This window comes from Acidobacteriota bacterium, assembly GCA_003225175.1.
GTDB lineage: Bacteria > Acidobacteriota > Terriglobia > Terriglobales > Acidobacteriaceae > Gp1-AA112.
Window position 1 is genome coordinate 11,781 of the sequence record QIBA01000068.1, and the last position, 23,520, is coordinate 35,300.

At 54.8% G+C, this 23,520-nt stretch carries 21 protein-coding genes and 1 tRNA gene; 13 read left to right on the top strand and 9 right to left on the bottom strand.

Annotation, left to right across the window (positions count from 1 at the left end; all coding sequences use genetic code 11):
- Window positions 1-149: 149 nt before the first annotated feature.
- The gene (locus DMG62_20255) at window positions 150-1,166 is read left to right on the top strand and encodes a hypothetical protein (protein PYY21103.1); all 1,017 of its coding nucleotides are present in this window, start codon (window positions 150-152) and stop codon (window positions 1,164-1,166) included.
- Between the two features lie 285 nt (window positions 1,167-1,451).
- Window positions 1,452-2,270, top strand: coding sequence for a hypothetical protein (locus tag DMG62_20260; GenBank protein PYY21104.1), 819 nt, complete (start codon window positions 1,452-1,454; stop codon window positions 2,268-2,270).
- A gap of 42 nt (window positions 2,271-2,312) precedes the next feature.
- Here the strand turns inward: DMG62_20260 and DMG62_20265 are convergent, their stop codons facing one another.
- The 4 genes from DMG62_20265 to DMG62_20280 all read right to left on the bottom strand — a co-directional run bounded on the left by DMG62_20265 (window position 2,313) and on the right by DMG62_20280 (window position 8,483).
- Window positions 2,313-3,476, bottom strand: coding sequence for a hypothetical protein (locus tag DMG62_20265; GenBank protein ID PYY21105.1), 1,164 nt, complete (start codon window positions 3,474-3,476; stop codon window positions 2,313-2,315).
- A gap of 68 nt (window positions 3,477-3,544) precedes the next feature.
- The gene (recJ, locus tag DMG62_20270) at window positions 3,545-5,305 is read right to left on the bottom strand and encodes a single-stranded-DNA-specific exonuclease RecJ (protein ID PYY21106.1); all 1,761 of its coding nucleotides are present in this window, start codon (window positions 5,303-5,305) and stop codon (window positions 3,545-3,547) included.
- A 255-nt stretch (window positions 5,306-5,560) separates the two neighbouring features.
- A complete protein-coding gene (locus DMG62_20275; protein ID PYY21107.1) occupies window positions 5,561-7,690 on the bottom strand; it encodes a hypothetical protein in 2,130 nt (709 codons plus the stop codon).
- Window positions 7,691-7,706: 16 nt separating this feature from the next.
- Window positions 7,707-8,483 (bottom strand): YihY/virulence factor BrkB family protein, encoded by a 777-nt coding sequence (locus DMG62_20280; GenBank protein ID PYY21121.1) that lies wholly within the window; start codon window positions 8,481-8,483, stop codon window positions 7,707-7,709.
- A gap of 505 nt (window positions 8,484-8,988) precedes the next feature.
- Between DMG62_20280 and DMG62_20285 the strand changes: the two genes are divergently transcribed.
- Window positions 8,989-9,192, top strand: a complete 204-nt coding sequence (locus DMG62_20285) for a hypothetical protein (GenBank protein ID PYY21108.1) — start codon at window positions 8,989-8,991, stop codon at window positions 9,190-9,192.
- Window positions 9,189-9,401 carry a cold-shock protein gene (locus DMG62_20290; protein ID PYY21109.1) on the top strand — a complete coding sequence of 71 codons (213 nt, stop codon included), beginning with the start codon at window positions 9,189-9,191 and terminating at the stop codon, window positions 9,399-9,401. Before DMG62_20285 ends, DMG62_20290 begins: the two co-directional genes overlap by 4 nt.
- A 120-nt stretch (window positions 9,402-9,521) precedes the next feature.
- Here DMG62_20290 and queG read toward each other — a convergent pair whose 3' ends face one another.
- Window positions 9,522-10,667: a tRNA epoxyqueuosine(34) reductase QueG gene (queG, locus tag DMG62_20295; GenBank protein PYY21110.1), complete on the bottom strand. Its 1,146-nt coding sequence runs from the start codon at window positions 10,665-10,667 to the stop codon at window positions 9,522-9,524.
- A gap of 391 nt (window positions 10,668-11,058) precedes the next feature.
- Between queG and DMG62_20300 the strand changes: the two genes are divergently transcribed.
- Window positions 11,059-12,342, top strand: coding sequence for a hypothetical protein (locus DMG62_20300; protein PYY21111.1), 1,284 nt, complete (start codon window positions 11,059-11,061; stop codon window positions 12,340-12,342).
- Between the two features lie 153 nt (window positions 12,343-12,495).
- On the opposite strand, the gene DMG62_20305 is transcribed toward DMG62_20300, so the two are convergent.
- The 3 genes from DMG62_20305 to DMG62_20315 all read right to left on the bottom strand — a co-directional run bounded on the left by DMG62_20305 (window position 12,496) and on the right by DMG62_20315 (window position 13,609).
- Window positions 12,496-12,771: a DUF507 domain-containing protein gene (locus DMG62_20305; protein PYY21112.1), complete on the bottom strand. Its 276-nt coding sequence runs from the start codon at window positions 12,769-12,771 to the stop codon at window positions 12,496-12,498.
- Window positions 12,768-13,046 (bottom strand): DUF507 domain-containing protein, encoded by a 279-nt coding sequence (locus DMG62_20310; GenBank protein PYY21113.1) that lies wholly within the window; start codon window positions 13,044-13,046, stop codon window positions 12,768-12,770. Before DMG62_20310 ends, DMG62_20305 begins: the two co-directional genes overlap by 4 nt.
- Window positions 13,047-13,246: 200 nt before the next feature.
- Entirely contained in the window at window positions 13,247-13,609 is a 363-nt protein-coding gene (locus DMG62_20315; protein ID PYY21122.1) for a ferredoxin, read from the bottom strand.
- Between the two features lie 93 nt (window positions 13,610-13,702).
- Between DMG62_20315 and DMG62_20320 the strand changes: the two genes are divergently transcribed.
- From DMG62_20320 to DMG62_20345, 6 genes are all read left to right on the top strand, one after another.
- On the top strand, window positions 13,703-14,158 hold the full coding sequence (locus DMG62_20320; protein PYY21114.1) for a hypothetical protein: 456 nt from the start codon (window positions 13,703-13,705) through the stop codon (window positions 14,156-14,158).
- A gap of 699 nt (window positions 14,159-14,857) precedes the next feature.
- Window positions 14,858-15,115: a hypothetical protein gene (locus DMG62_20325; protein PYY21115.1), complete on the top strand. Its 258-nt coding sequence runs from the start codon at window positions 14,858-14,860 to the stop codon at window positions 15,113-15,115.
- Window positions 15,108-15,464, top strand: coding sequence for a hypothetical protein (locus DMG62_20330; protein PYY21116.1), 357 nt, complete (start codon window positions 15,108-15,110; stop codon window positions 15,462-15,464). Before DMG62_20325 ends, DMG62_20330 begins: the two co-directional genes overlap by 8 nt.
- Window positions 15,465-15,533: 69 nt before the next feature.
- Window positions 15,534-16,919: a TolC family protein gene (locus DMG62_20335; protein PYY21117.1), complete on the top strand. Its 1,386-nt coding sequence runs from the start codon at window positions 15,534-15,536 to the stop codon at window positions 16,917-16,919.
- Entirely contained in the window at window positions 16,919-18,529 is a 1,611-nt protein-coding gene (locus DMG62_20340; GenBank protein PYY21118.1) for an efflux RND transporter periplasmic adaptor subunit, read from the top strand. Before DMG62_20335 ends, DMG62_20340 begins: the two co-directional genes overlap by 1 nt.
- A 1-nt stretch (window position 18,530) precedes the next feature.
- Complete coding sequence (locus DMG62_20345; protein PYY21119.1) at window positions 18,531-21,758, top strand: CusA/CzcA family heavy metal efflux RND transporter; 3,228 nt, start codon at window positions 18,531-18,533, stop codon at window positions 21,756-21,758.
- Window positions 21,759-21,827: 69 nt separating this feature from the next.
- On the opposite strand, the gene DMG62_20350 is transcribed toward DMG62_20345, so the two are convergent.
- Complete coding sequence (locus DMG62_20350) at window positions 21,828-22,445, bottom strand: hypothetical protein (protein ID PYY21123.1); 618 nt, start codon at window positions 22,443-22,445, stop codon at window positions 21,828-21,830.
- A 238-nt stretch (window positions 22,446-22,683) separates the two neighbouring features.
- Here DMG62_20350 and DMG62_20355 point away from each other — a divergent pair.
- Window positions 22,684-22,758 (top strand) — tRNA-Glu (locus tag DMG62_20355).
- A gap of 198 nt (window positions 22,759-22,956) precedes the next feature.
- Entirely contained in the window at window positions 22,957-23,175 is a 219-nt protein-coding gene (locus DMG62_20360; protein PYY21120.1) for a hypothetical protein, read from the top strand.
- The last annotated feature ends 345 nt before the right edge of the window (window positions 23,176-23,520 follow it).

The window sequence follows — 23,520 nt, forward strand, 5'->3', positions numbered from 1 at the left end:
CCGAAATTCTCGCCGGGGAAAAAACTTCACGTTGCTTGCAGTTTTCGCTCGCTTTTTCCGCCTTATAGGACAGAAGCACAGCAGCTAGTTTGGGGGCGTTCAGGGGAAGACTGCGCAGATTTTAAGCCAAGAATGGGGGAATTGAAGACATGAAAAAATTATTACTTACTGCATTGTTTTTCGGATTGCTGAGTGGGCACAGCTTTGCCCAATTCAAATTTGCCCCGATTGATGTTCCCAATTCCATGGCCACTTGGGCGAGCGGCATTGGCCCCGGCGGCCAGATCGTTGGCGGATATATGGACGCCAACAACGTGGAACACGGGTATCTATATGGGGGCGGCGCATTCACTACCATCGACGTTCCGGGCTCGCTGGTCGGCCTGGCAGCCGACATGAAGCTGGACACCGAGGTCAACGGAATCAATCCCGCAGGTGACATGGTCGGAGATTACTTTGCTCCACCCGGAGCGCCGGGTGCTCCGGGCTGCTCTTCCCTTCATGCGCCCGCCTGCCGTAAGGGCTTTCTATACAAGCGCGGCGAGTTCTCCAACGTACTGGTTCCCGGACATGTAGGTTCGGTCGCGAGCGCCATTATGCCTGACGGTACCATCTACGGTTGCTTGCACGACACAACCTTTGGCAGGCAAATGGTGGGCTTCGTACGCATCCAACATGGCAAAAATACGGATTATGAGAGCTTACAAGCGGAAGCTGGAGAGGTGACTGATCCGAGTCAATCATCGCAATCCATCCTGAATTCCATGAATAACGCCGCGACGCCGGACGGCAGCATCATCGTCGGTCTCTACACGCCGCCGGGAGCCGCCCGCGCCCATGGCTACACCGTTAACAACGGCCACTTCGCTGACTATATGTTCCCCAGCAGCAGCCCGACTAACCTTACTGTGGCTACACAAATATGGGGAATCAATCCGAATGGCGATTTCGTCGGTTTTTATCGCAATTCCTCTGGCGTACACGGCTTTCTGCAGCCGGGCGATGGATCGACAGCTGTTCCGATCAATTACTCCGACCCAGACACAGGAGCACAAGCCTCGCTGACCGAAGCGCTGGGTATCAATCCCGGCGGAGCAATCGTCGGTACCTTTTTGGACAACTTAGGCCAGCACGGCTTCCTTGCCGTGCTAGATGCGAGCAATTAGTTCGGCACTAGTCGCAGCGGCGTAATCCTCGCCCACCGCTCCAAGCGGCGCCAGCAGCAGGGCTCGTCGCAAGCCCAAGTCGAGGTGATCGAGACAAGACTGGCAGAAATGATAGTTCAGCAGCTACGCCAGCCTTGTCACGATTGCTGCGTATGTCTGCGAGCTTTTTGCCCATGACTACGCCCTCTCCGAGAATGTTATCCCTGGAACAGCTCTGATCCTGGTATAGACAATGTGAGCGCAAATCCCCTCGTTCGCGGAGAGCCTCTAACTCCGGGAGAGAGAATGAAGGGGCTTATTCTTATGCTGGGCTGGCTAGCCACTGTTACTCCGATGGCTGTAGGTCAATCTACGTCACTCCCAAATGCCTCTCCTTCGCAGCCGGCCGTCACGACAGAGCATCAGGATCATGGCTGTCTGAAGCCGGTTCGGCTGTTTGCCATCGAGGACTACAACGGACCATTCAAGAGAGTAGCTGCGTCGCTGGTTCGCCGCGTGGAAAACCAAACGGCGCAGAATCCACAGAATGCGGAGCTTAGGATCTGCCCGTTAACGGTACACCAGAAGTTCAATCTTGCTGTGCGGAACAGCCTCGAGCCGATCACATTCATCGCTGCTGGATTCAGCGCGGGCATCTCGCAAGCCGCAGATTACGATTCCCAATTTGGGCAGGGAGGATCAGGATACGGACAACGCTTTGGCGCGGCCGTGGCAGACAACACCGCGGGCGAGTTCTTCGGCACATTTCTTTATCCTGTCATCTTCCGGCAGGATCCCCGTTACTATCGCGTGCAGGAGCGTGGAACCAAAAGGCGGATAGGGCACGCATTAGCGCACATATTCGTCACGCAGAGTGACTCTGGCACACAGATGTTCAACTATTCGGAATGGTTTACAGTCGCATCGACCACGGCGTTGAGTAACGTGTACCATCCCGGAAACCGTCGGGGTTTCGGCCCCGCAGCGGGGCAGGTGGCAATCACAGTCGGAACAGACGCAGGCTTTAACTTGTTACGCGAGTTCTGGCCCGAGGTGAGCCGAACATTCAAGCTGCCCTTCCGCCCACCTCCAAACACAGCATCCAGCTCCAGCAATCATAAATAGCCAGGCGGGCGTTAAACCGGAGCTCTGCGTACTGCGAACAAGCTATTGGACGCCGGAAGTATGCACAATTGCTTGTGCGCGATCCACTGGTTCCAACTTAGGAAATTCGACGTTTATATAGACCTCTCGCTGAGTGCCGCTGCTTCCCTGATTTCGGCTTCTCACCGTCTCAATTGCCTTTTCCGCAAGTTCCGGATTGGAACTCTGCAGGGCTTCGGCTTCGATAACTTTTCCTTCGCGATCGATGGTGGCGTGAACGAAGACTGATTGGATCGTGGTTGGTTGACTTGCCTGACCCGGAATCGTGGTTGGCTGCATTGCCTGCCCAGAGCCGACGAAAAGTGGGAACTTCATGGGAAAACTCAAGCCAAAGCTTGGACCCTTAGCCATGAGTTGGGGCGTGGGTTGCAGCGATTCCGGCTTCACGCTGCTCGCATCCTCGATCCCGTCCACGTGAATTTGCATGACGCGATGACCCGCTTCATAGATCGAGACATCATTCGCCACAACGTGGCCCTGAAACTCCGTGGAGGTTGTGTAGTCGTAAAAGACAAAATGTCCGGGAGCTTCGGACCACACCAGCAGGTTTCCAGTTTCGGGTTCGATGCAGTACTCCTTTTCGACCCAGTGTCGCGGCTGCTCAACGATTGCCATGCCGCCGGAAGTCAGGATGCACATTGCTGACTTGCCCGCAATCGTCGCGGCCGAGGCACGGAGCATGACGCGCGCCCACGGAGTACCAACCGGCCACAGGAGCGCCGATCGGGCCATTTGCACACGCATCGGAACCGGGGCCGACGGATTATCGCCCCACATCTGGCCCCGATAGATGAAGCGCTGAGTTTCCGTCGAGCCGATTCTTGCAGTCCAGTGATCGCCGCGTCCGATCCAGGTCTCCTGCATCGAGCCTGAGCCTTCATATAGCGATTGTCCGCTGGAGGTAAAGCTCACCTTCATCGTGAATGCCGGAGCATGCGGACCGTAGAACGTGTAGTTCTGCCGAGCCCGATCCAGCAACTCGAGCGCCGCAGAGCGCTCCTGCGGATTCGTGAGCGCCTTCAAACCGCCAGTCACCGGCTCACTGGGGTCGTATGGGACAGCAGCCCACTGCCTTCGTGGTGCCTCTTGGCAGATTCCAATCGTGATTGCGGAAAGAAGGGGAACAAACAACAGAGAACTAAAGCGACGCGGACGAAAGGTACCCACGTGTCACCTCAAAAATACATTGCGGAAATCCTACTCTGGAAAGCGCGGTGTTGTCAGCTCTCCAAATGTCACCCAGCTGCAATTCCCTGCACGCTGTTTGTCTCATTCCCGCTGCGACGAAAATCGCACAGCCTAAGCTCAATTCCTCCGAATTCGGGGTGAGTATTCTCGTCAAGCGTGAACGCTACGTCGACACAGTCGTTGGCGAGAATACCCTCGCTGGAAATCCGTTCGGCCATGCGCCAGGCCATAGCGTCGAAGCGCATGGCTTTGCCGTTCGCCTGTTCTAACCGCAGCTTTGCGTGCTTCTCCTTCAAGACCTTCGGCGGGAGCAGCACACGCAGATCGCGCGCCACGAACATGGGTTCGCGGTTGCCGACACCGAACGGCTCCATCCGCTGCACGGTATGAATCAGTGCGGGTGTGATCCCGCCGAGTTCGATCTCTGATTCAGCTTCGAGCACCGGAATCAGATCTTCGCTCGTGAGGCGTGCGCGCGCGTAATCATCGAGTCGCTGTCGCAGCTCGGGAATCCGATCCGAGGGCAGCGAAAAGCCCACTGCATGCGAGTGTCCGCCGAAACGGGTAAAGAGTTCGTGGCAGCTCTCGAGAGCTTCGAGCAGATGGAATGCAGGAATGGAACGTCCGGAGCCGTGGCCTTCGCCATTCTCCCGGCTGATGACAAGCGCCGGCCTGTAGGTACGCTCGACCACTCGTGTGGCGGCGATTCCGATTACTCCCCGATGCCAACCATCACCGTCGAGAACAATGCAATGCGCGTCCGCGAAGTGAGGCTCTGTCAGCCGCTGTTCGAGAGATTGCACGATTTGTTGCTCGCTCTGCTGGCGGTCGGAGTTGAGCTGATTGAGTCGGGCGGCTAGATCGCGGGCTTTCTCTTCCTCTTTGGCCTCGAATAGTTCGATGACGGTTTGTGCCACATCCATACGTCCGGCTGCGTTCATGCGCGGAGCGATGCGGAACGCTACATCGGAAGCTGAGAGCCGGCGCTGCTTGTCAGCAAGTTGCGCGACCGTCATCAGCGCGCGCAGCCCGGGATTGCGCGGATCGCGCAATCCGGCGAGTCCCAATTTGGCAATCACGCGATTTTCGCCAATGAGTGGCACAGCATCTGCAATGGTGGCGATTGCTGCCATCTTGAGAAACGAGGGCAATAATCGCCGGCGAGCATCGGCTTCGTCGCGAGCTTCGAGAAGAGCCTGTGCGATCTTGAACGCGATGCCGGCTCCGCAGAGTGATTTGCAGGGATAGCCACAGTCCGGTTGATTCGGGTTTAGGACGGCCAAAGCGTGTGGAAGCTGTCCGGTTTCGGGAAGATGATGATCGGTTACGATCAGATCGAGTCCGGCGCGACGGGCGGCTTCAGCAGCAGCGAACGCACGGATGCCGGTATCCACGCTAATGACTAGTCGCACTCCTTCGGCGGCCGCGCGCTCGATGACGTCATCCTTCATGCCATAGCCATCGCGAATGCGATGAGGCACATGGAACTCAGCCGTTCCTCCCAGAATCTCGATCGCGCGCTTCAGGATTACGATTGCCGTCGTGCCATCCACGTCGTAGTCCCCATAGATAAGGATCCGTTCGCGTGCGCCAATCGCCCGCTGAATACGCGTGATAGCCTCACGCATTCCCTTCATTAGATATGGCGAATGCAGATGATCGAGCTTGGGATCGAGAAAGTGCACCGCAGCGTCGGCCGTTGTCACCCCGCGCGAGACGAGCAGGCGAGCCACGAGCGGCGAAAGTGCTGCCTCACGCGCGATCCTGCTCTCGATCTGTTCGTCCGAGGATCTAATTGTCCAGCGCAAAATCGATCTCTGAGTTTTGACGGAGCTTCTGGAGTGCTAAACGAGAAGACAAAACAATTTGAACACGGAGGTCACGGAGAGCACTGAGGCGAAAGGCCAGTGCTTGGGAAAGACTCGTTTTATTCGACAAAGCTGAAATGAACGCCTTCTTGGGTTTCGTCAATTGCGTGAGTTTGAAATCATGGGTTCGTTATGTACAAGGTCCGCAGCATGAACTTTCCTCAGTGTCCTCCCTGTTCAACGCTTTGCCTAGCCTTATCTCACTCGCGCCAGCACCAGTGTCACATCGTCCGGCTGTTCTCTATCGCCGATCCAGTCCTGCACCGCGGCGATCACGATTTCGGAGATTCGCTCGAGCGATAGATGGCGATTGCTTCGCACCAGGTCCAGCAGGCGTTCTTCGCCAAACTCTCCGAACTCGTTCTCCGGCTCCGTAACGCCATCGCTGAAGGCAACAAACATATCTCCCTTCGAGAGACTCACTTCTTCTTCCTCCAGAACGATTTCGGGAAAGAGTCCAACTACCAATCCACCGGTTTCGAGTTTTCTTGCTGCACCGGAATCGTGAATCACGAAGGGTGGAAGGTGTCCTCCGTTAGAGTAGATAAACTTCCGTGTAATGCCGTCGAAGATTCCCAAAAACAGCGTGGCGTACTTTTCCGGTGCGGTGCTGTTATATAGATGGCGATTCAACAACATTAGAACGTCGGCAGGCGATTGCGTCTGCTCTGCGGCGACGGACCAGCGCGGCGCACGTGTGTTCGCGGCGGATGCAATTGCCGCTGCCCCAGCCACGACAAGCTGACGGCGCTCCGGTTCGGCGCCGAGTTCGAAGACGCGAACTGCGGAATGAATGGTCGCCATCAATAAGGCCGCAGAGATGCCCTTTCCGCTGACATCGCCTACTGCGATTCCCAAATGTTCTTCGCCGAGCGAGACGAAATCATAGTAATCACCGCTGACCGTGCGGGCGGGCTTGCAGACGCCATGAAGTTCCAACGACTCCAGAGTCTTTGGATCACGCGGGAAGAGTTGCGCCTGCACTTCCTGTGCGATCGCAAGTTCGCTTTCGAGGCGCTGCTTTTCCTTCTGTTCCCGGAGCAGACGCTCGAGGGATTCCGTCATGGAATTGAACGAAGTCTCGAGTGAGGCCAGCTGATCCTTCGACTTCACCTCGATGCGATGCGTCAGATCGCCTCGGTTCACGTGCTGCGTCGCACGATAGAGGTGAGCGATCGATCCCGTAATGGTCCTCGTGAGTCGGACGCCGATGACGAGCGCGATCAGTTCGATAATTCCGAAAGCAATTGCCACCGCACTGAGCGCGATCAAAACCGCCGATCCTACATCGCCGAGATCGGAGAAGACGCGGTGATTCAGGATCGATGGACGAGTGTTTACCTGAACGAAGGCCGGAATACCACTACCACTCTCCCACTCCGTTGTCGGGAAGACGGCGGCAAACTGAAGCTGTGGATCAAATCGATACTCTGGAACCGGCGCCGAACCGGCTTTCACGGCGGGAACAGGCTTGAAGTTTCTGTTCCCTCCTGCTTTCTTGTCATTGAAAGTTACAGAAGCCTGGCCTTCGGTCTTGGTTTCAACCGGCTCCATCACATAAAGAGTGACCTGTCCCAGATCGGAAACAGCTCTGAAGAGAAGCTCCTCCGTGATTGGCACCACCATTACGACCTGCAAGGTTCCGGCGGACAATTTCTGCTCTCGCAAGCTTCGGATCACGAATCCGCGGTGATACGACACCACGCCACGCAATGTATGCGACGGGTCTGCCAAATCAGCGCGTGGGGAATTCGCATTCGCAATCTCAATTCGCTTGCCGTTCAGCCATGCAGCAACAGTCCATTCTGGGAAGTGTGCCGTCGGCCCTGCCGGCGAAAGCGCCGAGAGCTGCAGGGAACGTGGTGATTTCCTCTCCAGTTGACTTGCAATTTCCTGCGCTACTGTCGAAGTCAGCGTATCCAGATTCTGAACTTCGGCCATTAGATCGCGGTGCACCAGCAAGGTCGTGAGCTGATTCCCGAGCAGGTATCCCGAGATAACGAACATCGTGAGGATCAGCACTACCGGGATCACGCCGATGAAGACGTATGTGACGATCAATCGATTGCGCAGCCGCCAGAGAAGCTTTCGTCGAATCCAGCGGAAGAGAAGAAAAACGGCGCAGACGATTAGGACGAATTCAAACAATCCGGCCCATCCGGCAAAGGTTCCCGGCCACTTCGAAGATGTCGGCGTGACGAGAGCCAGAATTTCCGAGATGAGATATAGACCGGCAACCCAGAGCGTAAAGCGTGCCAGTCCACTGCGAGGGTAATAACCGGTCGCTCGGAGACGCAGCTTTAGATTGCGCCAGAACTGAGTCATGGGAACCTGAGCCCGATTATATGTGGCTAATGGACACCTGATTGGCGCGCACAGCACTGAATTGTGCGCCTGCAAGCAGCAACATTCCGGACAAAAAGGCCCAGAACATGAGCGTCACTGACAGCGCAAATGGGCCGTATACGTCCTGAAAGTCAAGCCAATGGAGCGCAAGAATGTACACGTACTTACCTAAATCCCAGATCAGGCCGGTGAGAAACGCTCCCGGAAGCACTGCTAAGGGCCGCACTTTGCCGTTCGGGAGTAGCCAGTAAACGAGGAAAAACATGGCGATACTAGCCGCAATGGCGACCATCTTCATCACCAAAAATGCCGCGATTCGGAAAAGAAGGTGGTCCTTAGAGCCGAATAATGAGAGCAGTAACGACTGGTTTTTGGCCGTTATCGCAACTGAAATGAGCGCCAGTGCGCCACAAGCGAACGCAATGAAGAGCGAGATCGTCTGATTTCCCAGATATTTTCGGTTGCTGGTGAATCCCCAAACCCGGTTTAACGCTACCTCTAATGGTACAAAGACGCCGGTGGAGGAGATCAGCAGCATCGCCAAAGAAAAGATTTTCATACCACGATGCGGCGTCAGCGCCACCACACTGCGAATTACGAAATCCTGTCCGGCTGGCAAATAGCTGCGGAGCAGTTGCAATACGACGTCATACATCCCCTGCGAATGGAATACCTGCTGTGTGAGCGTTAACAGCAGCACGATAAACGGGAAAAACGACAAAACGGCATTTGCAGCGACGCTAAATGCAAATGTGTGCACCTCAGTTTGCATGAGATAGGGTAAGAGCGAACGCAATCGCAGTCTTTTCGCACTCTCCCGCAGAACCGAGGAAAAGCGAGCGGTCGCAGTTGGCGAAAATGGCGGTGCCGAGGCAACTTTTGTGACTGTGATTTCCGTGTCTGAGATATAAGACATGCTGTGGAAATCGTAGCAGAGCACCTGATTCGCGTCCCTCAGGTATTCCACCCTGAACCTTCAGTCTCAAAGAGAGACACGCGGTGGAGAACATCTCGAAGGACGGTGCTCACTTCGTCTAAATACTTGCTCGTTGCGCAGAGCGAAACTCATTGTCATCGTAGTCACACGCAGTAACTCGAATGTCGTTACTCGTTTTTGTTGAGTGGGCGGCAACATGCCACGAACTATGTTCATTTGTTCTTTACAAAAACGTGAGTCTCTGAATATCATGCCCTCGCTCGCATTCAGCAGCATTGTCGCGTAACGACTTGTTCTAAACGGAACGGAGATCCTGCACGACATTTCGAGGTTGAGGTTCTTGTTCGCTGTCGAATCTGTAGAAAGAGAACCGCGCCGGTTTCGCTGTGACGCCCGTCGCAGCGAAAGCGGCTTTTCTTTTTTGCAGCTGATCCATGCGGACCAGATTCTCATCGCGTTCACTCACTTCAATGGATTCTGGGAGAACCAGCCTAGGGACCATTCGGAGGAGACTTTTGATTCGAAGCGAAAGGAGTTTTCGTGAACAAAGAGAAGGGTACAGTGAAGTGGTTTAACGGAGCCAAGGGATACGGTTTCATCCAGCGCTCCACAGGCGAGGACGTGTTTGTCCATTTCTCCGTCATCCAAGAGAACGGGTATCGCACGCTCAATGAAGGCGAAGTTGTGGAGTTCGAACTACTCAAGGGGCCCAAAGGGCTTCAGGCGTCGAACGTTGTGCGCGGCAACGCTTAATCCACCCCACCCCCAATCCTCCCTTCCAGCTTTTCAGTCTCGCGAAGTCGCGCGAGGGAGAAATGCTGGAAGGGATTTCACGTTTTTGCCAGCACTCAAACGATGATAAAGAAAGAGCCGCTACTCGGATTCCGCAGCCGATGCGGCGATTTCTGCCGATGCGGAAAAATTGCGCTGTTTTTTTTCGTTCAGATGATTCATGGCCCAAGTCGCGTGCTCAGCAACAACGGGATCCTCGTTCGTAGCCAGTCCTTTCAGATCGGCAAGATATTCTTTGCGCCCGCTGTTACCCATCGCCACGGCAACGTTGCGCAGAAACCCCTCATGCTTCGCACGTGAGATCGGAGAGCCGCGAAATCGGTGGCGGAATTCCTGCCGCGAGATTCCCGCGAGTTGCGCAAGATCAGCATTCACCAATGATTCGTCCGGGAGGAAATCCGGATTACTCGTGACAGGCGCCTTGCGATTCCAGGGGCACACATCCTGACAAATGTCACAGCCAAAAACGTGTCGGCCGATTTTCTCACGCATTTCTGCGGGAATTGCGCCGCGCTTCTCAATCGTGAAATAAGCAATGCAGCGTGACGCATCCAGTTGGCGCGGAGCAACGATTGCCTCTGTCGGACACTCATCAATACAGCGGGTGCAGCTGCCGCAGCGATCCGGGGCGGTCGCGAGCTTTTCTTCGGAGACGAAAGCCGAGTATTCCAGGGATGTAACGATCACGCCGAGAAAGATCCACGAACCAAGTTGCTGATTGATGATGCAGGTATTTTTTCCCACCCATCCGATGCCCGCATATTTCGCGTACACCCGCTCGAGTACTGGACCGGTGTCGACGTAGGAGCGCGTGCTCACTTCACTGCCGGCGCCGCGGAGATGTTCGAGCAGCGCAGACTCAACGCGCCGAAGTTTCGTCAGGACAGTGCCGTGATAGTCAGCTGGGCTGAGAGCATAACGAGAGATCCAGCCCTGCGTTGCAGCGGTAGGATCGGTTGACTTCGGAGCCGGCGGATTGTAGTTCATCGCAGCTACAACAACCGACTTAGCCCACGGCAACGCTGTTTCAAGCGAACTGCGTCTATATGCGCCAGAGTCGCTCCGTCGCTTCAGGTACTCCATCTCTCCCGCGTAACCCGCATCGACCCATTCGGAGAAAAATGCCGACTCGCGCATCTCCGGGTGAGAAGCCGGAGCTATGCCGATGCGCTCAAAACCTGCGCCAGTCGCGGCGTCCTGCACGAGCTGAAAAAGCGGAGTATACACGTAACTATTGTCGCATCGTTCAAAGGCAAAACCGATTGAACACGGAGGACACGGAGATCACAGAGGAAAAAACCGGACTGACGGGATCTGATGGCACATTAATATCGTGCTTTGCACTTCGGGATTACGCTGGTGCATGCGTGTGAAAACGAACGCAGATCCGCCGTGCGCCTTATCGTTTGGGCCTTAATCCCCTCGCCGCCTCCCTGTCCTCCGTCTTCAATCCTGGCTTCTACTCTGCTTTAGAGCAAATTTTTCAAAGCAGCAGGAAGCCCATAGGCAGCAGCTTGGAATCTAACTTTTCTTACACTGTCGAAAGTTGAGGTGTCCCTAATTTATGCGTTGCGAGCGGTGTGGCTATTCCAGTCCGGAGAATCACCGATTCTGTGGTATGTGCGGCTCGAAGCTTGCAGAATCCGCGAACTCGGTTGTAATTGACGACAACGATCCCCTCGAAATCGAGAGTTCTGCTCATCGACTCGACAATCGATCCACATCCGCGCAGGAGCCGATTGAGTTCCGTCAGCGTGATCGTCGGCGCGAGCTTGCGCGTGACACTGCTCAATCCTCGGGATCCAACGGACGAACGAATTACACATCGGCGACGATCGCCAACCTTCCTCCCGATACTGCTCAGGAAGAGGTCGAAGAAGAGGTCCGCAGTCGCAGGCCCGCAAGCAAAGTGAGCGGCATCGGCGGACCATCGTTCCTCGGTCTCGGGTACGAAGGGAGCAACAGCGGCTTCGTGTACGACAAGCCGCGCAACGACGCATTTGTCTATGACACCGACAGTCCCCCTCCTGAGTATCTTCTGGAGGAAGTTCCACGAGGCGTCTCGTGGAGAGCCTGGGCGCTGTTCCTTCTGCTTTTGGCGGCAGCGGGACTCGGCTACGTGCAATGGCGCGCAAGTCACCATCAAGGGTTTCCCGATATTGCATCTATTCTTGCCCGAAATGGGCCAACCGTTGACCCAAGTGGGCCAGATATGAGGAACAATAACAATGCTCCGAAGCCGCAAGCTGCGGCGCCTGCGCCCGCTTCCGATTCCTCGACAACTGCGTCGGCGAAAGATGCCAACCAAAAAGCCTCTGCAACAGAGCCGACTGCGGCGAAAGAAAGAGACGAGGAAGCGAATTCAGATAAGAACCCTGCAGCTGCAAAGGACGCCAGTACAGCGAGCAAGAAAACTGACAGTGCTGCAGACGAGACTTCGGCCAAGCCACCAGCAAAGGCCCCGAAATCCGCAGTAGAGGATGAAGACAGCGCCGGATCAGCCAAGCCCGAATCCGATGGCCCTTTAGCCAAAGCCACCAAAGCAAAGCGCGTCCGTCCCGCTCCCGTCGAGGAGGAAGCTCCAAAGCCAAAGTCGCTGGGAGAAAAAGATCCGCTGATTGTGCAGGCGAACAAATACTTGCATGGGAGAGGCGGCAGCAAGAACTGCTCGGCAGCAGTCAATCTGCTGCGGCAAGCGTCGAGCGCCGGCAATCCGTCGGCGGATGTGAAACTCGGAGCGCTCTACTGGAGCGGCTCCTGTGTGACGCAAAGCAATGCCATTGCCTATCAGTGGTTCGCGCGCGCTCACTCACTCGAGCCGAATAACCGCTGGATCGAGCGTAGCCGCAGTTCACTTTGGGCGAGCTTGAGTGCGACAGAGCGGCGGAGGGTCGGCTACTAACTTTTGAGTTGCTTCGTCATTCCGAGCGAAACATCTCCGCGTTGTTCGCAGAAGATGCGGAGAGAGAAATCGTGAGTTCGAGCGAGATAGATTGAAATCAACCGATTGGGCACCGTGGGGATTCCTCGCCTACGGCTCGGAATGACAAGAAGATCAGATCCCTAACTTCTTCACTTCCTCGTTGTAGTATTTGCGATACAGGATGTCCCACTCCTGCGTCCCTTCGGTGATGATGCGCTTCTGACTCTCGATCTTCTGGCGCGCAGAGGCGTCGATGCGTTCCTCAGCTTTTAGCAGTTCTTCAAGAATCCGGCGAGCCTCGGTACGAATGGTATTGCGGTCCTCGATGAACTCCACTTCGTCGAGCGTAGCCAGCGTGTCGGCTATAGTATGGGCAAGTTTATTGACTTTGTCGCGCGAGATCCTCACAGCACCGCCTTGTACTTCTGCACGAGCTGTTGCTTTACTTTCTTGAACATCTCCTGATAGCTCGCGCCGGTAGTGCGCATCTCTTCCTGGTAGGCCTCGAGGATCATGCGAACTTCGTCATTAATGCGATCTTCGAGCTGCATCTCTTCGAGCACAGCCGAGTTCACGCGCTCGATGGTGGCGTTCACGTTCTTAGTATCGATGAACTCGCCTTCAATCAGTTTTTTTGTGACCTGGCGGGCTAAGTAGCCCACATATTCTTTGGAAACCAGCATGTTTCGTCTGCGAGAGTGGGGTAAACATTCGAGTGTAACAAGAATTGGATGATGGGGCCATGCCCGAAGCGGGACCGGGTGAAGTAATTCACCCGAGGCTATCGGCAGTCGGCTCTCGGCATTCGGTCAATCGACTCTCTTGCTGACTGCGAAGACTCCTACAGGCCGAAAGCCGACAGCCAGTGGCCGATAGCGTCTTCTCAGGTTGCCCGATTCTTTTTGTGCTCGCAACTCGCCGTATTGATGCACTCGTCTTTCAACCGCAGCCGCTCGACCGGCGCTCCACTCACGATGTGCGACTCGATGATCTCCGCCACATCTTCCGGCATCACGCGGCCATACCAGACCGCCTCTGGATACACGACCACATTCGGACCATGCTCGCATTGATCAAGACATCCAGACTTGTTGGCCCGCACAGTCGCTTTCAGACCTCGCGCAGCTATAGCATCCTTAAATGCCTTGTGCAGCTCTGCATTGCCATTGGGATTGCAGCAGCCCCGCGGACTTCCGGGCTCCCGCTGATTCGTACATATAAAGATGTGGTGTTTAAATCCTGGCATCGTTAGCAGGCTAGCAGAAGTGGGCATCGTTCAAGATTTGGTGTATTGTCGAATTTCTGCTGCAGGCCGAGAACCGCCTCCGGCAGCTCGCAAATGCGCAGCGACGACCTACATCACATCAAGGACGACATGACCGCCTTCATCGAAGGACACGGCATGCGCCGCTTTCCCGGCTACGTCGGCGATGAGATGCCCAGCGTGCTCTGGAAAGACAGCGGTAACCCCGAAGCATGGAAGGATTTCGTCGAGCTCGCGAAAGCCTCAGGCGCTCCGTTTCTCACTATGGAAGACTTTGTCCTCACCAAACAGGATCTCGACTTCGTCATCGATCGCCTGAAGGATGAGGTCTACAGCGACGATCTGGACGACGCTCGCTGGCTCCGCACCTATATCGGCAAGACCGGATTCCTCCAGCTAGGATTCGCCCACCAGGGCACGCTCTTTCTCTACGAAGTCTCCACCGAATGGCACGAGCGCTACCAGCGCGTCCTCGAAACCGCCGAAGCCATCGGCGGCCTGCTCATCGAGGATGATGACGACGACGAGTAGCCAGACACTCCGACCCAGCACCCCAACAAAAGCTCCGATCTTCAAATTCACTGCTTTTTCGCTGTTACGCTCCGGAACAGTGAATTAACAGCGAATTTATCAGCGAATTTATCAGTGAATTTTCGCGCCCGGCTCACACCCGCATAAACACTGGAGGAAACGCAATCGCGACGCAATTAACAGTGAATAACAGCGAATTTACAGGGAATGCCGCAGGACGAGAATTTTCGGGCTCGCTTTCGACGTGAACCAAATTGGCAGCGCTATTCATTCTGGGAGAGCCCTATCCAAGCCACTTTTCATCGCGCATGCCAAATCCGTGAATAGACCTGCGCACGACAAGGGCCGGCTGCAAGAAGAACTCAGACTGTCGAGATGAGTCTTCGCATTTTTTGGTCGATCCCATCATCTAAAGGACTTACGCGACGAGATCCCATGAGATCGCATCGTGAATCCCAAGTGTCCAATGGGATCCGATGGGATCATCCCATGGTGGTGAAGGATCGAGATGGGATTATCCCCTTCCGCACGATGGGATCTCGGAGGGATCGAGTTCCAGCCTGCCGAGGGAGGCATCTCGCGTTCGCCAATTTGGGCACAGCCACAGTCGAGGGCGGCTAGTCCACAAGCTCCTCCCTTGAGGTCTTCAGCTGCGCCACAATTTCCCAAATGGAAACTTCGTGCAACATCACTCTTCGCATGATGGCACGCGCCGCGCGCCCCAGACAAGCTTCGTCCGTTGCTCGCCAAATTTATTCCCCCAAGCGCACCAACAACTTGCAAGCCAGGGGAGAAATATTTGAGCAATCCGTTGCTCTACCAAGGCTTCACACACAGAGACTCGGGAACCGCGTTCAGAAATCCCGCATCTGGGTCGTGCTCGCCGAGGTAGCAATCGGGATCTCCGGTTCACTAGCCGGGACTGAGCCAGGTCAGGTATCATCGGCGCATGGGTGAGAGGCGCTACGCCCTCGTTGTCGCGCTGCTGTTGTTTTGGACGGCTGCGCCTGCCTTGCGCTGTGTGCTCCCTGGAGAATCTCTCACACCTGAAGAGCAAGCCTGCTGCAAAACAATGGGCGGCGATTGTGGCGATATGGGCAATCACTCCTGCTGCAAGAAGATTAAGGCTGATACGCAACCTGCTGTCGTTACTTCACAGGCTAATGCGCCTCACTTTGTGACTCTTGCAACGCCAGCCACATCCAGCGCCGGTGTTGCTATGCCGGCATTGCAGCTCGCGGATGTAGCCGCCGTTGCGCCCTCGCCACCGCTCCCGACTGTTTCGGCCGCCGTCCTAAGAATCTGATTCTGTCCGTCTTATCGTGCCCTGCAAAAGGGTGTGTGCAGTTGTGTCTTCAACGAAGGACGGAATTAAATGCAAGATCTTTCTTCTTTTTGTCGGTGGATGGCCTCCGCCGTGTTGTTCTGTGCTCCACCAGCCATAGCGCAGGGAGCTGCTCCCGAAACGGCTCCGCCACTTTTTCCCGGCGGCGCACTCATCTCTCACAACTCGGTGTTTACGACGCGCGGCCCTGCGCTCGATGCGGCTAAACAGCAGACTTCAGGCATGCCTCCGACTGGGCCCGCAGTCAGCCTCGCGGAACTCGTCCGAGAAGCCGAGCAGAACAATCCTGAAATCGCGGCGGCACAGCGCGGTTATCAAGCGGCGGCTCATGTTGCTGGTCAGGTCTCTGCACTGCCTGATACTCAAGTCAGCGTTCAGCAGTTTGCTGTAGGAAGTCCGCGGCCATTCGCCGGTTACACGAACACTGATTTTGCCTATATAGGTTTTGGTGCGTCGCAGGAAATTCCGTTTCCCGGAAAGCGCAGTCTTCGCGGACAGGTTGCGGGCCACGAAGCGGATGCGCTCCAAATTCAAATTGAATCGGTACGTCGAACAATCATTGCAAAGTTAAAGGCAACCTACTTTAGGCTTTCATATCTCCAGCAGACACTTTCCATTCTCGAAAGGAACGACAAACTACTGCAGGACGTGCAGCAGATCGTTGAATCCCGCTATCGCGTCGGACAAGGCAATCAGCAGGAGGTCCTTAAAGCCCAGCTTCAGCGCACGAAAATCCTTCAGGAAATCACGATGCACCACCGCGAGGTAGGGCAGCTTCAAGCGCTGCTGAAGCAGCTCCTAAATCGATCGCAAGAAACACTCGACATTCAGACAGAGGCTCTGGCTCTTCGCAATATGGCTTACAGCGCTTCGGACTTACTGAGTGCTGCACGACAGCAGAATCCCGACATTCGGTCGCAGCAGCAAGTGGTTAGAAGAGCGGAATCGCAAGTCGATCTCGCACGCAAGGAGTTTCGGCCAGACTTCAACGTTCAATACATGTATGAGAACACCGACAGGAAGTTCCGCGATTATTACCTGGCGACCTTCGGAATTAATCTGCCGAACCGCGGGCGGCGCAGGGCTGAGTTGGCGGAGGCCGAAGCCGGCCGAGAGCAGGCGAGCAAGCACTTGGAAGCCGAGCTGCAGAAGCGATTAGCCGAAGTACAAAACCAATACGTTTTCGCACAAACCTCTGCCGAACAACTGAGGCTTTACAAGGAAGGACTCCTTCCGCAGTCTGAGGGTGCCTTCCGCTCGGCACTAGCGGCCTACCAAGCCAACCGTCAAGATTTTGAAACGCTGCTTTCTTCGTTTCTCGATGTACTCAATTTTCAACAGGAATACCAGCGCGAGCTGGCGGATCACGAATCTTCTCTGGCGCAGTTGGAAGCTTTGACGGGGGTGACCTTCTGATGAGCGGACATCAAGAGAGGACGAGCTACCGCCGCGGCATGATTTTCGCGATCTGTGTGAACGTACTTTTGATACTCGTTCTATTCGGCTTCTGGTGGCATTCACGGCAGGGAAGGACTAGCAAGGCTGGGCCCGGCTCATTTACGCAAATGGGGAAAGGCAACCAGACGATGGGTTCGCCATCGGGGAGTGGAACGCAAGTCGCGCCCACTCGCGACAGTAATGAAGAACCCGTGGCTCCGGTTCAACTCACACCTCAGCGAATGCAAAGCATCGGGGTGAAGCTTGGCACGGTTGAAATGAAGAAGATCAGCGACGAGATCCGGGTTACGGGAAACGTTGAGGTGGACGAACGGAGGCTGGCGACGGTTCAGCTTCGCTTCCCCGGATGGATTCATAAAGTCTTTGTGGATGCTACCTATGACTACGTTCGCAAGGGGCAGCCGCTATTCACGATTTACAGTCCAGACCTTGTCACCACCGAACAGGAATATCTTCTGGCGCGCAAGAATCAGCAGCAACTCGGGCAAAGCTCGATTCAAAGTGTCGCGGACGGAGCCAACACACTCGTATCCGCTGCCAAACAGCGTCTTCAGCAATGGGAGGTACCGCAAAGCGAAATCGAAAAACTGGACTCCTCCGGAAAGGTGATCACCGACCTCACGATCAACTCTCCGGCTTCCGGCTACGTCACAGAACGCAATGCTCTGCCTAACGCCTATGTCCAGCCGGAAACGAAGCTGTACACGGTTGCCGATCTTTCCACCGTCTGGATCTATGCCCAGGTTTTTCAGACCGATCTGGGACATATTAAACCGGGAAACCCAGCCGAAGTAACGGTAGACGCTTATCCCGGAAAGACATTTAAGGGTCGCGTGGATTTCATTCTGCCGCAGGTGGACCTGAACACGCGTACAGTACGCGTTCGATTGATATTCCCCAATCCCAATTTAGCTCTAAAGCCCGGCATGTACGTAAACATCTCGCTCAAGAGTCCAATGGGCAGAGCTTTGACCGTACCAGCATCTGCAGTATTCCATTCCGGAAGCCGGAACCTTGTTTTCATCAATAAAGGAGAAGGCACTCTTGAACCGCACGAAGTCGAGCTAGGATCGCGCGCCGGCGACGATTATGTCGTTCTCAAGGGGGTAAAGAAGGGCGACTCGATTGTTACTTCCGCAAATTTCCTGATCGACTCCGAAGCTCAACTGCAGGCTGCAGCCGGGGCATTCGTTCCACCGCCTCCAGGTGCGGGAGCAGCCGCAAACAATGCCCCGTCGGTCGCTCCACAAGCAAATGTCGAATTTACCAGCGATCCATCTCCGCCTGCGAAGGGCGGTAACACCTTCCGCGTCAAGCTCACAGGCGCCAACGGATCACCTATCAGCGGCGCGCAAGTGAACATCACGTTCTACATGGCTGCCATGCCCGCAATGGGAATGGCTGCAATGAAAACGGCCGCTAACCTGTCTGACAAAGGCAATGGTCTTTATGAAGGCAAGGCAGAGCTGCAGTCCGGCGGCACCTGGCAGGTGAGCGTTATGGCTCTGCAGAACGGGGCTGTCGTCGCGAGCAAGCACCTGAGTGTGGATGCAACGGGAGGAATGTAACGTGATCGCCTGGGTTATTGAGTGGTGCGCACACAATCGCTTCCTGGTATTCACCGGAACATTTCTTCTGGTCATGGCTGGAATTTGGTCCATGGGGCATATCCCTCTGGATGCTCTCCCTGATATTTCCGACGTTCAGGTCATCATTCACACAAACTGGGAGGGCGAACCACCAAACATCATCGAAGACCAGGTCAGCTATCCCATCGTCACTTCATTGTTGGCAGCGCCGCGAGTCAAAGCTATACGCGCGCAGACGATGTTCAACGATTCGTATGTCTATGTTGTCTTCGAAGACGGCACAGATATCTATTGGGCGCGTTCTCGAGTGCTTGAGTATTTGCAGCAGATCCAAGGCCGATTACCAGCCAACGTGAACCCGATGATTGGGCCAGATGCTACCGGAGCCGGCTGGGTATACGAGTACGCGCTCGTCGATCACTCACACAAGTACAGCCTTGCAGATCTGCGGAGCCTGCAAGATTGGCACCTGCGTTACGAGCTCGAAACCGTCCCAGGCGTAGCTGAAGTAGCAAGCATCGGCGGTTTTGTGCGCCAGTATCAGGTTCAGCTCGATCCCAACAAGCTGCTTGCTTATGGCATCCCGCTCTCAACCGTAATTGACCGTGTGAAGTCGAGCACAAATGAAGTGGGCGGTCGCGTGCTGGAGTTGAGTGGGACACGCTATTACATCCGTGGTCTTGGTTATCTGAAGTCCTTGGCTGATCTCGAAAATGTCCCGGTGAATGCCAGGAACGGAACGCCTGTATTAATCAAAGATCTCGGCACTGTTTCATTCGGCCCGGATATTCGAGAGGGTGTTGCCGAATGGCAGGGCCAGGGCGAAACTGTGGGCGGCATTGTTGTGATGCGTTATGGCCTGAATGCACTCAACGTCATCAATGGCGTGAAAAAGAAACTGGAGGAGATCAAGGGCTCTCTCCCGCCTGAAGTCGAGGTAGTCGCAGGCTATGACCGCGCGCCGTTGATTCAAGAATCGATTAAGACGCTGCAGCGCGACCTGATCGAAGAGGCGATCATCGTCAGTCTGGTGATTATCGTCTTCCTCTTCCACTTCCGTTCAGCGTTAATTCCCATCATCACGCTACCTATCGCTGTCATCGCCTCTTTCATTCCGATGTATTACCTGCATGTCAGCTCGAACATCATGTCGTTGGGCGGATTGGCGTTGGCCATCGGTGTTCTTGTAGACGCCGCGATCGTAATGGTTGAGAACGGCTACCGTCACTTATCTGAGCAGCCGAATCAGCCGCCACCAACCAGCACAGTTGGAGCAGAGCACGTTATCTACGAAGAATCGGCTCAAATCAAGGAAAACGATGAACTCATCGAAAGACAACGCCGCCGCACTTTGATCGACGCAGCGAAGCAGGTTGGGCCAGCGCTGTTTTTCTCGCTGCTGATCATCGTCGTGTCGTTCATTCCTGTCTTTCTTCTGGAGGCACAGGAAGGGCGGATGTTCAAGCCCCTGGCCTGGACCAAGACCTTGGCAGTGGCGTTCTCATCACTACTGGCAATTACGCTCGTGCCGGTATTGATGGTCATTTTTATCAAAGGCAAACTCAGACCGGAATCGGGAAATCCGATTTCTCGCTTTACTCAGGCCTTGTACCTGCCGGTGTTGAGATTGTGCCTCAAGTATCGAAAAATGACCCTTCTGCTCAACTTGCTCTTCCTTGTTTTCACGTTTCCGCTGATGTTCAGGATGGGTAGCCAGTTCATGCCTCCGTTGTTTGAAGGCTCCTCTCTATACATGCCAACCTCGTTGCCGGGAATCTCGATCACGCAAGCGTCGCAGCTCCTGCAGGAACAGGATCGCGTACTCAGATCGTTTCCCGAAGTGGAAAGCGTCTTCGGGACGGTCGGTCGATCGGACAGCGCCACCGACAACGCACCACTCGACATGTATGACACCACGGTGATGCTGAAACCGCGTGAGCAGTGGCGGCCTGGCATGACCTACGAAAACCTCATTCAGGAGATGGACGAGAAGCTGCAGTTTCCCGGTCTGACGAATACCTGGACTATGCCCGTCGAGAATCGCCTGGATATGGCTTTGACTGGGATCAAGACCCCGCTGGGCATGAAAATCCAAGGTCCGTCTTTAGATGAAATTCAGCAACTCGGTTCGCAGATACAACAGGTTCTTTCAGGAAATTCGCAAGTCCGGTCTGTGTTCGCTGAGCGTGTTGCACAAGGCTTTTACTTAAACCTGGAGGTGAATCGGTCCGAAGCCGCGAAGTATGGGTTGACGATTGCCGACGTCCAGCAGGCCATCTCGTCTGGAATCGGCGGCATGAATGTAGCTGAAAATGTAGAAGGCCGCGAGCGCTATCCGATCAATGTTCGCTACATGCGTGATTTCCGCGACAATGTCGATGAGCTGCGCCGCGTCCTCATCGCTACTCCATCCGGCGCTCAGATCCCGCTTGAGCAGATAGCAAAACTTTCTTTTTCTCATGGGCCAGCCATGATTCGCGATGAGGATGGAAAGTTAACCGGATACATCTATATCGATTTGAACACCAAAGACTACGGAGGATTTGTAGAGCAGGCCTCAAACAAGTTGGCTCAGCAACTGAAACTGCCAGCTGGCTATACCTATCAGTGGTCAGGCGAATACGAGTTTGAGCTTCGAGCGAAAGAGCGTCTGAAAATCATCTTACCGGTCGTGTTCTTCATCATCTTCCTGTTGCTCTATATGGTTTTTCATTCGGTCGTGGAGGCTTTCGTTCTGATCCTTCCCACGTTTTATGCCATGACCGGAGGACTAATTCTGCAGTGGCTGCTCGGCTACAACTTCAGCGTGGCGGTCTGGGTTGGCTACATAGCGCTGTTCGGCATTGCCGTCGAAACCGGTGTGGTGATGGTGGTGTATCTGCACGCCGCGCTGGATCATCGCCTCGCCTTCAAAACGCAAATTTCAAATAAGGAAATCGAAGAGGCAGCCATCGAAGGAGCAGTACAAAGGCTCCGCCCGAAGCTGATGACCGTCTTTGCAGTGCTGGCCAGTCTTGTTCCCATTCTTTGGGAAAGCGGCATTGGATCAGACGTTATGAAGCCTATCGCCGCGCCAATCGTCGGAGGAATGATTACGTCAACCATCCACGTTCTGATTCTCGTACCCGTATTTTTTGTGATGATGAAAGAGAGGGCGTTTAAAAACGGAAGACTCAGGTCAGAGTCGCTGGCAGATGAGTCTTTGTAGGAGCGCACCGGCGTCTACGGAGTCTTGAGTCGACTAGCCATTCTCGTTGTGCGGCGATTCGGAAAATGGTCAGCAGCAGTGGTCTCCCCGGATTCCCTCAATGCCTTCCTTGGCAATGATTGGCAGCATGACAAGCGCTGCAATCGGGTCTGCCCACCACCAGCCCAAGGCCATGTTCAACAATAGGCCGCCAAGCAGGATGGCCGACAGGTAAGTACAGAATTCGGTTTGCCTGGCGTCGGCGTGCATCGCGGCGCTACCAAGTTGGCGACCGACCCGGCGCTTTGCTTTCGACAGCAGAGGCATCACGATCAGTGACACTATCGCGATGATGATTCCTGCGACGCTGTGCTCCGGCGAGTTCTTTGTTATCAAGTCGCGGGCGGATTCAAACGCAACATAGGCGGCTAGGGCAAGGAAACACACGCCAACAATTCTAAGGCTGAGTTTTTCGTTTTGTTGCCGGCGGGATTCATGGGCATCGACCGACATTCGCCACAACAACGCTATGCCTGAGGCTACCTCGATGAAGCTATCCAGCCCGAAACCTACAAGCGAAATGCTTCCAGCAAATGCGCCTGCTATTACGGACACGATGCCTTCGAGCGTGTTCCACCCGATGGTGAAATATTCAAGCCGCTTGCCGCGATCAGCGATTGCATGACGGTCAAGAACCACTTCAGCCATATAGCCAAGAATATCAGGATGGCTGGCCCATCCTCTTCCCGTTTCGGTTTTCGCATCGAAGTTCCAGACAAGGACGCACCGAGTCGCTCGCACTCCGATGGAAAAACAGGACAAAGGCTGGGTCACCCCCCCATTGAACGTATGATCTTGTATGCTCGGGAAAGCTCTAGAGACTGAGCAGCTAAGAAGCTCGGCGGCTTCGTTTTGCTATAATTTTTCCAGCCTCACTTGCACGCGTGGCGCTATCGTCTAGGGGTTAGGACGGAAGATTCTCAATCTTCAAACCCGGGTTCGATTCCCGGTAGCGCTACCATATCTTCAAGTTGGCTAAAGTCCTCAATATTCATCGCTGTTATCACTGCATCCTAATGGATTCGACCAACCGTGCTCATTGACTTCGCGTGTCAACTCATCCTGCATCAACTTCTGGGAGCGATCCCGTCCGAATGAAACGTCAAACGACGGCCAAGTCCATCTTCCAGGTTCACGGAGATCAGAGAGATGTCTAGTAATGCTTGCTAGTTGGGTGTTGATTGCCATTTTTTCGGAAAGGTGCAATTCGACATCCGCGAGCCGCAAAGAGCGGTTCATGGAAATTCGTCTGCAAGCGACCATCAACCTTCTTCGCAACAAACTCGAGAGTTTTCAGGATACGCAAACGAGTGCGGAGTGGGACGAAGCGCAATTCCCAGCGGAATCTGCGCAAGTATCGAATCATTGTGCCTCCTAAGTGAACTGGAGAGGGCCGCAAACTTTCTACGGACCTCAATGAATCAGCCGAGGAAAGGCGAAGTTTTCCCATTCTGGGAGCTGCGATTTGGAAGGAACTCTAGTAAAGCATACTGAGGGAATCTGTCAAGTTTTGTGACACTACGGCAACGCAAAAGTCGGGACCTCGGGTCACGAGTTCTGCGTGAGATGTGGGTCTCGAGTTTTGCGGTCTTAACGAATGAAAAGCCACTCGGAGAGCGGCTTTTGTTCAAGCGGCGGTACTTATCTTTAAGTCTTTACGCGGCGACTTCGCCTTGGCCGGACTTGCATCCGGGGTGGCCGCAGTTGCAAGCGAGTTCCACGG